The following is a 13,945-nucleotide window of genomic DNA, read 5'->3' as shown; positions in this document are numbered from 1 at the left end:
CAGGCCGGAGCCGCATCGCTGAAAAGCTGCTGCCCCGGCACGGCGCTGGCCTGGTGCGCTGGGCGCCACAAGAAGTGCAGGGTCCACAAGAGGGGAATGGGGGGCTGCTGCCCCCCATTCAAGGCTGGCCCGCGCACAAGTTTTTCTAAACGGCCCGCCTAAATACTTCGACTGAAGCAGCGGAGAGGACGCTTTGCCGGCGCAAGTTTCTTGTTTTCGCGGCTATTTTTCACGGCGTCAGAGTCTCACTCTGTCCGCACAGTGAATCACTTTTCGGTTGGTAGATTTTCGGCAGGCTGCGGGGGCCAAAAATGAAACACTTAAGAATTGTCCTGTATTCGCACGATTCTCTCGGCTTGGGCCACGTGCGGCGAAACCTTTCACTGGCCAGCGCCCTGAGCCGCCAGCTTCCGGATCTGACGGGGCGGCAGGTCACCGGCATCCTGGTGGCAGGGACTGCCCTCGCGCCGGGATTCCGAATCCCCGCCGGGTGGGACTGGGTGATCCTGCCCGGAGTCATGAAGGGGCCTGGCGGGTATCAGCCCCGGGACCTGTCCGTTCCCATGCAGGACCTCGTGTCCCTGCGCGGACAGCTGCTGGATTCGCTGCTGCAGGGCTTCAACCCGGACCTGGTCATTGTTGACCGGCACCCGACGGGAATCCATCTGGAACTGGACGGAGCACTGCGCCGGCTCCGCGCCCGCAGTTCAGCCCGGGTGGTCCTGGGGCTGCGCGAAGTTCTCGACTCCCCCGAAGCGGCGATCGCCGAGTGGGACTGCATCGGCGGATCCCGCCGGGTCCAGGAACTCTTTGACGCAGTCTGGATTTATGGAGACCGCCTGGTTCACGATCCTGTGGCAGCCGGTGAGATTCCCGCCTCGCTGCGGCGGATGGTCAGTTACACCGGATACCTGGCCGCCGGCCGCCCTGAGGGTTCCGGAAAGCTGAGGATTACCGGCAGGTACGTCATGACCACCGTCGGCGGCGGAGCCGACGGCTACGCGCTGGCCCGGCTGGCCGCAGCCGCCCCGCTGCCCGCCGGACTGCGGCACCTCATTGTCGCCGGACCCCAGATGCCCAAAGCCCAACGGCATGATCTGAGGCGGCAGGAGCGTCCCGGCGTCGTCATTGTCAAGGCACTCGACGACATGCTGGCGCACCTGAGCAACGCTGACGCCGTCGTCTCCATGGGCGGGTACAACTCGGTCTGCGAGATCCTCAGCACGGCGGCTCCAGCCCTGATCGTTCCGCGGGACCACTCCCGCAGTGAACAGAAGATCCGGGCCGCCTCACTCGCCGCCGCCGGATATCTGGAGCAGCACGACCTGGCCACACTGACGCCTGACGTGCTGGCAACCTGGATCGCCGGCCGGGCGGGCACCCGGGTGGACCGCCGGTCCGCTCAGCTCAACGGGCTGTCACGGGTGCCGGGACTCGCCGCAGACCTCTTGCAGGAACCCGAGCTCATTCCGCCGCTGCACGACGAAATCACAAGCGACCGGCTCAACAGGCTGGCGCAGAGCCTACGGAAAGGTGCGGCACATGCAGCCGTCTGAGCCGGTGACCGCCTACGTCCTGAAGGTGTATCCCCGCTTCTCCGAGACGTTCATTGTCTCGGAAATCCTGGCCCGGGAGGCCCATGGGGAGCGGATTGAAATCTTTGCCCTCCGTCCCACCACCGACGCCAGGTTCCATCCCGAACTGGCGCGCGTCAAGGCGCCCGTCACGTACCTTGGCCGGCCGCAGTCCAGCAGCGGGGTGTGGGAGCGCTTCCGGACAGCTGCCTCGGCAGGCCTTACCGACGACGTGGCGCGGGCCCTCGGCGAACTCGCCGCGGCCGACCCCGACGATGCCGTCCAGGCCATCAACCTGGCTACCGAACTGCAGCGCCGCAACGTCCGCCACCTGCACGCACACTTCGCCTCCGCAGCAACCGCCGTCACCCGGCTCGCCTCCCTGATCACCGGGATCCCCTATTCGTTCACGGCGCACGCAGCGGACATTTTCCGCGACACCGTCAGCCGGGAGGACCTGCGGACAAAGCTGTCCGACGCCCACCACGTGGTCACCATCAGCGACTACAACCTGCAGTATCTGCGCCACCACTTTCCACAGCAGGCCGACCGGCTCCGGCTGGTCCGGAACGGCCTGGAACTGGCCCGCTTCTCCTACCGCGACCCCAGGCCGGTCGGCACCACGGTGCGGATGGCCGCCGTCGGACGGCTCGTGGAAAAGAAGGGGTTCCAGCATCTGCTGCCAGCGCTGGCTTCCCTCATCCGCTCGGGTGTCCGTGCCGACGTCCGCATCGCCGGTACCGGCATGATGGCTGACGAACTGCAGTCCACTCTCGACGGGCTCGGGCTCAGCCACCATGTCCGGATGCTCGGCCCGCAGACCCAGGACCAGATCCACAAACTGCTTGACTGGGCCGACGTCTTCGTTGCACCGTGCGTGGTGGGTTCGGACGGCAACGCCGACGGCATCCCCACCGTGCTCCTCGAAGCAATGGCGACGGGCACGCCCTGCGTTTCCACCACGGTTACCGGGATACCCGAGGTCATCCGCGACGGCAGCACCGGTGTCCTCGTCGAACCCGGAAACCCCGCCGCGCTGGCCGAGGCGATCCGGCGGATCACCTCGCCCGTGGCGGACCGGACGCTGCTGGCCCGCAACGCCCGGGCCCTCATCGAACAGGAGTACGACGCCGGTCGGCAGGCCACTGCCCTGCGGCGCCTCTCGCTCCAGACACTTCCGCAACGCCCCGATCTTCGCGAACATCCAGAGGCGGTGGCCTGATGCGTGTCGCCTACATCTGTGCGGACCCCGGAGTGCCTGTCTTTGGCACCAAGGGTTCCTCCGTCCACGTCCAGGAGATCGTTCGCGCCTGGCGCCGGTCCGGGGCCGAGGTTACGGTCTACTGCACCCGGCGGGGTACTGAGCGGCCAGCGGACTTGGCGGACCTGCCCGTCGTCGAGATCCGGCCGGAATCCGCGTCCGGAGCGGGGCGGGAAAAGGCCATCCGGGAAGCGGCCGCCGCGCTCGCCCATGCTGTTGTGCGGGACGGCTGCGACGTTGCCTATGAACGCTACTCGCTGTTCAGCGCCGCCCTTGCCACGGTCATTCAGGTCCTCCGGGTCCCGGCTGTGCTGGAGGTGAACGCGCCGCTGATCGAGGAGCAGCAGCAATACCGTGAGCTCCACGATGCCGGGCTGGCGGAAGGAATGCTGTGCACGAACGCCGCCGCGGCCACTGTCGTCGCCTGCGTCTCGGAGCCCGTCGTGCAGTGGGTGGAGCGCAGGGTTCCCGGGGCCAGGACCCTGCTGGCTCCCAACGGCGTCAACACCGAACGCGTCACGCCCCGCGTCGCCGGCCGGAAACGCTCCGGCCCCCTCACCGTAGCTTTCGTGGGAACACTCAAGCCCTGGCACGGCGTCGGTTATCTGCTCGAAGCCGTGGCCCTGGCCAATGCCGGCACCGCCCGCCACACCTGGTCGGCGACGATCATAGGCGACGGACCATGCCGCCAGGATCTCGAGCGGCAGGCCGCGGAGCTCGGCGTGGAGGCAGAGTTCGCCGGGGCAGTACCTCCCGCCGCCGTGCCGGGTTTGCTGCATGAGTGCGACGCCGCCGCCGCGCCATACCCGCAGCCCGTGCCCGGCCGGGATCACTACTTTTCGCCGCTGAAGGTTTACGAGTATCTGGCCGCGGGCATGCCCGTGATCGCCTCGGAGGTCGGGCAGATTCCCTCAGTCCTGCAACACGGGCACACCGGGCTCCTGGTCCCGCCGTCCGATCCCGCTGCACTCGCGGCTGCGCTGGCAAAGCTGGCGTCCAGCGAGGAGCTGCAGGCCCGCCTCGGCACCCAGGCGAGGGCCGCCGCCGTCGCGCTTTACAGCTGGGACAGCGTATTGGCAACCATCCACCAAGCACTGATGAATGACATGAGGGTGGCCTGACAATGAACCTAAAAACACAGAAAAAGCGCCCGGCCCGCGGCAGAGAATCGGGCCTGCGCCGCACACTGCGGTGTGTGCGTCCGCACCTTCGGGGCCACCGGCTGTTGATGTCGGGCGGCTTCTCCGCGCTGGCATTCGATGTGGTCTTCCGCTTGGTGGAGCCGTGGCCGGTGAAGCTGGTGATCGACGCCGTCTCCCGTGCCCTGGGCGCGACCCTGCACAAGCCCGGTCCCGCCATGGAGGCCAGCCTGCAGGCACTCGTGCTGTGCGGCGCAGCCGTGGTGGCCATCGCGTTGGGCCGGGCGGTGGCCAATTACTGGTCCGCGGTCTGCTTCGCCCTCGTCGGGTCCCGGATGGCCGCGGACCTGCGGGCCCGCACCTTCCGCCACGTCCAGAGCCTGTCCATGCGCCACCACACCCGTGCCTCCACCGGCGACACCGTCCAACGCTTGGTGGGCGATGTCTCCCGCCTGCAGGAAGTCGCAGTCACCGCTGGGCTGCCGCTGCTGGGCAACATGGTCACCCTGGTCCTGATGACCGGCATCCTGCTTTGGCTCGACCCGTTGCTCGCCCTGGTCGTGTTCCTCGCCGGAGGAGTGTTCGTGCTGCTTTCCCGCGCCAGCTCCGGCCAGATCACCGCCGCCGCAGGCAACTCCCGCAAAGGCGAAGGACAACTCGCCACCACCGCCGCCCAAACACTCGGCGCCATCCGCGAAGTCCAGGCGTACGGCCTCGAGGACACCATCAGTTCCGGCTTCCGCAAGAGCAACCAGGCCGCACTTGGCACCGGCGTCGCTGCGCTGCGGCTGGCGGCCGGACTCGAACGGCGCACCGATGTGCTGATCGGCGTTGCCACCGCGGTTGTCCTGGCCGGCGGCGGCTGGCGCGTACTGGAGCACGCCATTACCCCCGGCGACCTCGTGGTGTTCCTGATGTACCTCAAGACCGGCATGAAACCGCTCAAAGACCTCGCCAAGCAGACCGGCCGGATCGCCCGAGCCACTGCCTCCGGCGAACGGGTAGCCGACCTGCTCGAAGCCCAGACCGACCTGCCCGAGGCCGCCCACGCGCGGCACCTGAACACCAGCCGCCCGGACATCGTCCTGGACAACGTCTCTGCCGGCCACGGCGAAGGGACCGTGCTGCACGGCATCGACCTCACCATCCCCGCCGGAGAGCATCTGGCCATCCTAGGTCCCTCCGGCGCGGGAAAATCCACCCTCGCCAGCCTGATCCTGCGCATGATCGATCCGAGCAGCGGGTCCGTCCGGATAGGCGGGGACGACCTCCGCGACCTCACTATCGCCTCCGTCCGTTCCCACGTGTCCATCCTGCTCCAGGACTCCGTACTCTTCGGCACGTCAGTCCGGGACAACATCCGCTTTGGCCGGCTGGATGCCACTGATCACGACATCGAGGAGGCCGCCACTCTGGCGCAGGCCGACGGGTTCATCCGTGCCCTGCCGGACGGATACGACACCGTCCTGGGCGAAGCTGCCAAGGACCTCTCCGGTGGCCAGCGTCAACGCATCGCGATAGCCCGAGCCATTCTCCGGCGGGCGCCGATCATCATCCTCGACGAGGCCACTGCCGGGCTGGACCCCGTTTCACGGAACTCCGTCCTGCAGGCCCTCGCCGCCCTGACCCGGGGCCGGACCTCCATCACCATCACCCACGACGCCCACTCCGCCCGCTCCTGCGACCGGATCATCTGGCTGGAACACGGACGCATCTTGGAAGCAGGGCGCCCGGAGGAACTGCTCAGGGACCCCGAGTCCAGGTTCGCCCGCTGGATTGAGGACCAAGACCCCGCCCAGTACGGAGGCGAAAAGACAGATGACGTCACGGTGAATGTGCCATGAGTGTCCTGTCGCCCGCAGCGACCCACGCTGACCGGTCTCTCGCCCACCGCGACGCCGCGCTGCCGGGCCTTCCCTGGCTCCTGGACAATACCCGGCTGTCCGAACTCCTCGGCGAAACCGTCCGCGTCACCCGCGTCCGCTACAAGCCCGGGCACTCCCTGCTCGTGGCCTTCCGCCGCCTGCGCAGCGGCACTTTCGACCACGGTTGGGCGTACACCATGACCTCCCCGGCGGAGAAACTGCTCCGACGCGAAAGCAGCTCGCGGTCCCGCGGCGGCAACATGCGCATCCTCCGGATCCAACACAGCCGGGACGACGTGCTGGTGGCGCTAGGCGGCATAGAGGACGACTGGGCCCTCCGCAGGAACCTCAAGTGGCTTCGCCAGAACGGCGCCGAACGGCTGGGGCTGCACGCCGGGGCGGGTATGGCCCTGCCCGGCGGCAGCGTCGTGCTGCGCTACAAGCCGGAACGGCGCCTGGTCCTTCTCGCCCGCAACGCCAGTGCCGACGTCGTAATCAAGACCGCGGCCGAGCGCGCCACTGCTGGGCAGCAAGTCTCGTTCCTGAACCGGCTCCGCCACCACGGCGTCCCCGTCCTTCCCCAACTCGCCGATCCCGAATGCCTCGCCCACGGCCTCAGTGTCAGCATCGCCTGGGGCACCGGCGACCTGGCGGCCTCCAACAGCCACACCGACGCGCACGCCTATAAAGCCGGCCACGCCCTCGCCGCACTGCACTGCTTACCCGCAGCCGGCACTGCCCCTACCGGTTTCCCTGAAGCTGCCGGCAACTGGCTCCAAGACCACACCGCGCAACTGAAGGCCACCCGCACCATGGTTTCCGCGCTGCTCCCGGAACTGGAACCTCTCGCCTGGCAGCTCGAAAGCAGGCTCGCCAGCCTGCTGGTTGAACGTCCCCGGACAGCTCCGGTCCTGGTGCACGGTGACTTCTCCCCGGACCAGGTACTTGTGGGGGATTCGGAAGTGCGCCTCATCGACTTCGATCGGGCGCGAACTGGAATGGCTGAGGCCGACCTCGGATCGTTCGCCGCTGCGGAAGAGGCCGGGCTGTCCTCACACTCCGGTTCTCGGGCCCGCGGAGCACCCGCTGGGGGGCCCAAGACGGCCCTCCTCGCCGATGGCTACCTCGACGCCGGCGGGAGGCCTATCCAGTCCGAAGTGGACGTGTGGGCAGCATTCCGGCTCTTCAACAGCAGTGTTGACCCCTTCCGCGATCGGGCACCGGAATGGGCCGCCGACATGTCCTGGCACTTGAACCGGGCTGAGGAGCTGATCGCATGACCTGGCATCCGCCCGTCCCCCACAAGGTGACCGACACGGCCGGAACGGTGTGGTCGGTGCAGCGTGCCTGGCCCGACGCTTCAGCGGGCACGTACACCCTGGAAGTCCGTTCACCACACCAGCCGGGCGTGCAGGCGGGGTTCTTTAGCAAGGGCAGGTTCGAAGCCGTTACCGTGAATGACCGCCGGCTTCCCGCACTCGCCGCAGAGTCAGCCAAGGGCGAGCTTGTGGTCCACCGCGCCCATAAACGGGCCGTCCTGCGCACGCCCGACGCCTACATCAAAGTGTTCCGGTCCGGCCGGGCATCCGCCGCTGCCGCCAGTCACAGGACCACCGCGGCCGCCCTGACCGAAGGCGGCTTCGACACGCCGCACGTGATCAGCGCCGCTCCCGATGTCCTGGCCTTCAGCCGTTTGGCAGGCCGGTCTTTCTACGAGCTCGGCCAGGACCAGACCGGAATCTCGGACGCCGCGTTTGCCTCCATGTGGGCGGGATGGTCACGATCCTGGATCAAAACCCTTGCCGCCGCCCGCCGCCCACAGCTGGACAACAGCCTGGGGCAGCTACCGCTCCGGGATGCCGGAAGAGAGGCATCGAGCCTGCGGCGCTGGGTCGATCACTGGCTCCGGCACAGCGAAGGCGTTCCGGAAGCCGCTCCTGCCCGCGCCGCGCTCCTCGCCCAAGCCCGGGCGGTCACGGACTCCCTGCTCAGCTCTCCCCCGGATCCCTTGGGCTGGGCCCACGGTGATCTGCACGACAAGCAGCTGCTCGGGGGACAGGAGTCCTCCGCTGCATCCGGTAGCCGTGGAAGCCCGGGCCTGCTGGATTTCGACGAGTCCTGCAGGGCCGAGGCCGCCCTGGACCTGGCCAACCTCGACGTGCACCTGGAACTGAGGTGGCGCCAACATCTGCTCACGGCCCGCAGATACGCCCTCGCCCACGCGGCAGTCATGTCCGCGGCCGAAAACCTGCATGTAAGCCCTCACCGTTTCGCCGCCTACGCCGCCTCCACCCGCCTCCGCCTCGCGTGCCTCTACTCCTTCCGCCCGCCATGGGGGCCGCACGCCGCCAGCTACCTCACTTCCCTGGCCGGCCCTGTCCTGCCGTGCCCAGCCCAACCCGATAGGAGCCTGACATGAACATCCCGTCAACCGCGGCCATGGCCGCACCATCAGCCCCGGCAGGATCAGGAGCCGCCGAAAGCCTTTCCCTGTCGGTGATCGGGACCGGTTACCTCGGGGCCACGCACGCGGTCTGCATGGCGATGCTGGGCCACCGAGTGGTGGGCATCGACGTCGACGGCGAGAAGATCCGCTCCCTCGCCACCGGGCAGCTGCCGTTCTATGAACCAGGACTGAACAAACTGCTTCGCCGGATGCTCGACACCGGCCGGCTGAGCTTTACCACCGACTACTCGGCCGCCAGCGGCGCCGACATCCACTTCCTCTGTGTCGGCACCCCGCAGGAACCCGACTCACCGGCCGCGGACCTGCGCTATCTCAATGCCGCCCTGGCCCTGCTGGCCCCGCACCTTCACAGTGACTGCCTCGTCGTTGGAAAGTCCACGGTTCCGGTCGGCACCGCCCAAGGCCTCACCGCATACCTGCACCGCAATGCCCCGGCCGGCACCCACGCCGAACTCGCGTGGAACCCCGAATTCCTGCGGGAAGGCCACGCCGTCGAGGACACCCTGCACCCGGACCGGCTGGTCTTCGGCGCCGCCACCGAACGCGCCCGGACGCTCCTCGCCGCCTGCTATGCGCCGATCATCGCGGACGGCGTGCCGGTGGTGGTGACCGACCTCGCGACCTCCGAACTCGTTAAGGCCGCCGCTAACTCGTACCTCGCCACCAAGATTTCCTACATCAACGCCATGGCCGAGATCTGCGAAGCCACCGGCGCCGACGTCAACCAACTCGCCGCAGCCCTCTCCTATGACAACCGCATCGGCGGCCGCTTCCTCAAACCCGGCCTCGGCTTCGGCGGCGGCTGCCTGCCCAAGGACATCCGCGCCTTCACGCACCGTGCCAAGGAACTGGGCGTCGGGCAGGCCGTCGGCTTCCTCCAGGAAGTCGACGCCATCAACCAGCGCCGCCGCCAGCGCACGGTGGACCTCATCACCGAAATGGCCTGCGGCGACCTCACCGGCGTCCACGTCGCCGTCCTCGGGGCCGCGTTCAAACCCGACTCCGACGACATCCGCGACGCTCCCGCCCTCGACGTCGCCCGCATGCTCCACCAGGCTGGAGCCAAAGTCACCGTGTACGACCCCAAAGCCATGGACAACGCCCGCCGCAGCTATCCGGACCTCACCTACGCCGGAACCCTCGAAGCCGCCGTATCCGGAGCCGAAATCGTCGCCCTCCTCACCGAATGGGACCTCTTCCGCCGCGCCGACCCCGCCGCACTCGGGGCCCTGGTGCGGCTGCGCAACATCGTGGACGGCCGGCACGCACTCGACGCCGACGCCTACCGCGCCGCCGGCTGGGACTACCGCGCCCTCGGCACCCCCAACCAGCTCCCCGCGCCGGTACCAGCACAGGTCTCCACACAGCGAGGGCCAGCGTGGAGTATCCGTGGCGGTACAGACGCGCCTAGCGCAGAATCGCTTCCAGCTCATCGATGAGCCCGTCCACACCAGGGGAAGCGGCAATCGCCGCCCCGATGTGCTGGCTCGCGGCCCGGTAGCGGCCGTGGCTGAGGACTTTTTGCACGGCGTCGCGGATGGCCTCCGGCTTCGGCCGGGAGCGGAGGAAGCGCGGCCAACGGGCAGCGGCGCCCCTCGTCAGATAACGCCAAGGGCGCCCTTGGCGCTTTCCACCAGAACATGGGTGCCTGCGGGAACGTGTACGACTTCGCCGTCAATCTGGCAAGGAACAGCGTCCCGCGTCGTGAAGGCATAACTGCTGACGCTGGGTTGATGCCCTAGCCCCAGCGTCACGGCCCGAAGTGTCATCAGGGCCATCTTCCAGTGCCCGGAGTGGGGCAGGGTCACTACCTCGAACTGACCGTCGTCGGGGTGGTTCGACTCGCTGACCGTTCCATACTTGGCCATCCGCGAAATGTTGGCCAGGATCAGGCTGTCGAACCGGGCGGTGGCTCCGTCGGCCCTGACGAGCTCAAACGGCTTCAAATGAGAGAGCGTCCGGGCGACGGAGAGGAGTTCGAGGATTTTCCCTTTTCCGCCCTTTTCGATTCCTATCGCCATCAGCGGGGTGAGCCCGAACCCTACATAGGAGTGGGCGTATTGGACTTGCCCCCGATGCGCCCCGCCGAACGTGATGCGCAACAGGTCGATCCGACGGACCCGACCTTCGCGGATAGCGTCCGGCAACGGCCTTGACGGCATGCTCCTGTGATGATCATTGGCGTTGCCTGCGGGGAGCACAGTGCACACCGCCCTGCTGCCGGGAACGTCCATCACGCCGTTCACCACCTCGTTATACCCGCCGTCGCCGCTGACCGAAACAATGAGCGGTGCGCCCCTCGCGGCCACGGACCGTGCAAGATCGCGGGCATGCCCCGCATACTCCGTCGGCAGCAAATCAACATGCAGATCCGGCAGTTCGGCGGCAAGCTCCCGCTGCAGTGCACCGATCCTGGCGGCCATACCGGCCCTGGTCGGATTGAAGATCAGTGCCACCCGATCAAAGAGGGCGGCATGTGCGCCGACTCCGGCCATGTCGCGTCCTTCCAAGTCCTGTTGCGGGCACCGCTCTCCGCTCCCCGTGGTTGTCTCCAGCTTAGATTCCGGGGGCAGCGCTCCAAAAGGCTGCCGGAGGCCGCCGCAGGGGCCGCCGTTTCGCGTCCTCCGCGCAGCCCAGAGCTTCAAGGACTAAGGCGTGGTGCCATTCGTCGCCCCGCTGGAGGAATACAGGTTCATCGCGGCGTAATGTACAGGCAATTAGCGCACAGAAGCTTTGCATAATTCGGGGCGCTGGGTAATCTCTTCGTTTAGGTGAGCCTTACCTGACTCCCACGAGCCCAAGTGGACTGCGGCACGACCGCGATCTTCTTGAACGGCCTCTGAGAAGCCCGTGTAAGGAACACCCCCAGGAACCGCCCCCTCCAACGTGGCCCACCCCAGCCACAGTTCGTACCGGGGCGGCGGTACCCAAGGTGCGCGCCAGCGCAGTCGCCGCCATCTCCTGGGCCCCCGCAACACCGCACCTCCTCTCCCCAACAGTTAGTAAGGATTTACGATGCTTCGTGCCACCCTGACCGTCCTGTCCGTCCCGCTTGTCCTCGCTGCACTCACTGGATGTGGCGCCCAGGCCGCCACAAAGGACGATGGTTTCGCCGTCCCCGCCGGCGTTCAGGAGCAGTACCAGGTGCTCGCCAATGAGATCGCCGAAAAGGGCAAAACAGTCGAGTCCGGAGAATGGACCGTCAACCTGATCACCGAGGCTGCCGAGCCATGGTTCGACAAGCACGGTGCGCATTTCCGTGCGCCGAAGGCGGGCGAGACCCATCACATCGAGATCATTCCGACCGAGACCTCGACCGGCCGGATCGTCCCCAACGTGCCGATCACACTGGAAGTGATCGACGCGAAGGACAAAGTAGTACAGAAGCTGGACCTGAACTTCTACTACTCGACCTTCTACCACTACGCCAACAACTTCACCGTTCCCGAGGCCGGGACCTACACCCTGCGCGCCACCCTCGGCGTCCCGGCATTCAACCGCCACGGCGAGGAGTCCGACACACCCGCCCTGGCTAAGGGCACGACCGTCGAGTTCAAAGACGTCGAGCTGACCAAGGAGTGAAGGCCTAACGTCCTTCGAGGAGGATCATGATGACTTCTTCCACGCCACCGCCGCTTTTCAGGGTTCAGCGCGCTGACGGGCCCCCGCAATGATGGGCATGGCACCGGTCCGGACGCCCCAGACCCAGCCGGCAAGCCCGCCTGCATCACTGACGCGGCGCCAAAAGCAACGGCTGGTTGTGCTTGGAATGCTGTGCACGGCTGGATGGCTGGCTTCGGTGCTCGTCGGGCATTATGTGGATTGCGGACCTGAACTCCACCGGATCGGGCTTGCCGTTCACATCCTTGCTCTGGTGCTGTCCTTTGGCACCATCCTCGTGGTCGACTGGCTGGGATTGCTGTGGCTGTTTGGCAAGGTGGAGATGCACGCGTCCGGGAAGCTTGAAGCCGCTGCGAAGCCGCTGATCTGGGGCGGCCTGGCCCTGCTGCTGATCTCCGGTGCCCTCATCGATCCCGATCTGACCAGCCTGGTCACAGTGGTCAAACTTGCTTGTGTCCTGGTACTGATGCTGAACGGCCTCAGCATCGCACCGGCCATGCACCTGCTGCTGGCGCTTCCGCCCAGCACACGCTTCACCGAGCTAACCCGCAGACTGCGCCTTCGGCTGATGATTGCGCTCACTGTCTCGCAGGCCTGCTGGTGGACCGCCGTGCTTATCGGCCTCATCAACAGCACGCTGCGTCGCTGGACGGGCGCTTGAGCGGCGCGGGATGGGAAGGCCGCCGGGTGTGGCATTGATGGGGGGAGCGCCGCCACACCCGGCGTACTGGCCGAAACAGTTTCGGGTGTAACTTCCCCGACCAGACACCCACAGCCTGACTCAATCACCCTGCGAAAACCCGACAAACCCTATGAAGGTCGATCTGGTGCCGGTTACGGGGTCAGCGGGGCGGTGAGTCCGTCCGTCGAGGTCCGCGGTGCCAGGCGGCTGCCGTCGGCTACGGGGAAGGGGAAGCCGAGCACCTCGAGCCGGCCGCGGACCTGGTTCTCGGCCTGGCAGTCCTGCACGCAGTCGGTCGGGGAGTTGGCGACTTCCACGGCATCCTCGCCGGTGACCATGCCCATCCGGCCTCCGCTGGCCACATCCCAGGTGGACATGCCGCCGCAGTGGTCGCGGGTCTCCGGGAGGCCCAGGCTATTGGCGAAGTCCGGGCCGCAGGCAGGCTGCGGGACGCGTTCGGCCACCTGGGCGCTGTCGCGGACGGCAAACTCGGCCGAGACGCTGTTGCCGATGTTCACCCGCGGCCTCACCTGCACGCAGAACTGGCTCGGCGGCCCGGTCTGCTCGCTGGTACACGCGGAGCCGACAAAGTCACCCAGCCGGGCCCGGAAGTTGCGGTTGTCGAAGTAGAAGGCTTCCGCGGCGAGCCGGTGCACGATCCGGGTCCGGGTTTCGTCGCCGCGTTCGGGTTCCATCTGGAACAGCCCGCCCTGGGCGCAGTCCTTGGCCTGGATCTTCATGGCCAGCCCGCCGGTGCCCGTCCGGAACAGCGTCACTTCCTCGTCCTTGACCTCCAGCGTGATGCTGCTGGTCAGCGCAAGTCCGCGATGGTCCGGGATCTTGCTGGCATAGACCGGCGTAGCCCGGCCTCCGGTGATGTCCAGTTCGTTGGCGGCACCGGTGAAGGCGTAGTTGTAAATCGCGAAGTTCGCCGGGTTAACCTCGAACCTGACGTACTTGCCCTGGACCAGGAACCGGCTGCCCGGCGCAGCAACAGTGCCATCGAACTCGCCGGCCTGCCCCAAAACCTGGAATCCGCCGCCCACACAGCCTTTCGACGACGCCGCCTGGGCGGGGGTGGTGACCGTCAAGAAACCCGCGGCCAGGCCCGCCGCGGCGACGGCCGCGGCAGCAACCCGGGCCGCCGGCTTTGGTAATCGGCCAGCCCGCCCCCGGGGCATGGTGTGCCGGGGTGTGGTGTGCTGTGTGAATCGATCGTTGAAAGTCATCTCGCTTGCTCCGTTCCTGAAAACGCGCAAGCAACAAACCGTCCGGCCAGCACCTGCGCTGAAAACAGGTCAACGGCGGCCGCGACGCCGGAAACCGATAACGTTTC

The 13,945-nt window shown here is 67.2% G+C and carries 11 protein-coding genes; 9 read left to right on the top strand and 2 right to left on the bottom strand.

What is annotated here, in order from left to right; translation table 11 throughout:
* Positions 1 to 311: 311 nt before the first annotated feature.
* From AC3A3W_RS04975 to AC3A3W_RS04945, 7 genes are all read left to right on the top strand, one after another.
* On the top strand, positions 312 to 1,556 hold the full coding sequence (locus tag AC3A3W_RS04975) for a glycosyltransferase family protein (RefSeq protein ID WP_487440821.1): 1,245 nt from the start codon (positions 312 to 314) through the stop codon (positions 1,554 to 1,556).
* Positions 1,543 to 2,796 carry a glycosyltransferase family 4 protein gene (locus tag AC3A3W_RS04970; protein ID WP_487440820.1) on the top strand — a complete coding sequence of 418 codons (1,254 nt, stop codon included), beginning with the start codon at positions 1,543 to 1,545 and terminating at the stop codon, positions 2,794 to 2,796. Before AC3A3W_RS04975 ends, AC3A3W_RS04970 begins: the two co-directional genes overlap by 14 nt.
* Positions 2,796 to 3,956, top strand: a complete 1,161-nt coding sequence (locus AC3A3W_RS04965; protein ID WP_487440818.1) for a glycosyltransferase family 4 protein — start codon at positions 2,796 to 2,798, stop codon at positions 3,954 to 3,956. Before AC3A3W_RS04970 ends, AC3A3W_RS04965 begins: the two co-directional genes overlap by 1 nt.
* Positions 3,957 to 4,030: 74 nt before the next feature.
* Entirely contained in the window at positions 4,031 to 5,818 is a 1,788-nt protein-coding gene (locus AC3A3W_RS04960; protein WP_487440817.1) for an ABC transporter ATP-binding protein, read from the top strand.
* A complete protein-coding gene (locus tag AC3A3W_RS04955; protein ID WP_487440815.1) occupies positions 5,815 to 7,119 on the top strand; it encodes an aminoglycoside phosphotransferase family protein in 1,305 nt (434 codons plus the stop codon). Before AC3A3W_RS04960 ends, AC3A3W_RS04955 begins: the two co-directional genes overlap by 4 nt.
* Positions 7,116 to 8,258, top strand: a complete 1,143-nt coding sequence (locus AC3A3W_RS04950) for a hypothetical protein (protein ID WP_487440813.1) — start codon at positions 7,116 to 7,118, stop codon at positions 8,256 to 8,258. Before AC3A3W_RS04955 ends, AC3A3W_RS04950 begins: the two co-directional genes overlap by 4 nt.
* Positions 8,255 to 9,745, top strand: coding sequence for a UDP-glucose dehydrogenase family protein (locus AC3A3W_RS04945; protein ID WP_487440811.1), 1,491 nt, complete (start codon positions 8,255 to 8,257; stop codon positions 9,743 to 9,745). Before AC3A3W_RS04950 ends, AC3A3W_RS04945 begins: the two co-directional genes overlap by 4 nt.
* A 159-nt stretch (positions 9,746 to 9,904) precedes the next feature.
* On the opposite strand, the gene AC3A3W_RS04940 is transcribed toward AC3A3W_RS04945, so the two are convergent.
* On the bottom strand, positions 9,905 to 10,801 hold the full coding sequence (locus AC3A3W_RS04940; RefSeq protein ID WP_487440809.1) for a diacylglycerol/lipid kinase family protein: 897 nt from the start codon (positions 10,799 to 10,801) through the stop codon (positions 9,905 to 9,907).
* 520 nt (positions 10,802 to 11,321) lie between these two features.
* Between AC3A3W_RS04940 and AC3A3W_RS04935 the strand changes: the two genes are divergently transcribed.
* The gene (locus tag AC3A3W_RS04935) at positions 11,322 to 11,888 is read left to right on the top strand and encodes an iron transporter (protein WP_487440807.1); all 567 of its coding nucleotides are present in this window, start codon (positions 11,322 to 11,324) and stop codon (positions 11,886 to 11,888) included.
* Between the two features lie 97 nt (positions 11,889 to 11,985).
* Positions 11,986 to 12,588, top strand: coding sequence for a hypothetical protein (locus AC3A3W_RS04930; RefSeq protein ID WP_487440805.1), 603 nt, complete (start codon positions 11,986 to 11,988; stop codon positions 12,586 to 12,588).
* A 173-nt stretch (positions 12,589 to 12,761) separates the two neighbouring features.
* Here the strand turns inward: AC3A3W_RS04930 and AC3A3W_RS04925 are convergent, their stop codons facing one another.
* Positions 12,762 to 13,838, bottom strand: a complete 1,077-nt coding sequence (locus tag AC3A3W_RS04925) for a hypothetical protein (protein WP_487440803.1) — start codon at positions 13,836 to 13,838, stop codon at positions 12,762 to 12,764.
* Between the last annotated feature and the right edge of the window lie 107 nt (positions 13,839 to 13,945).

Source organism: Arthrobacter sp. Soil_N43, from assembly GCF_057655195.1.
This window is presented reverse-complemented; position numbering and strand designations above follow the sequence as displayed.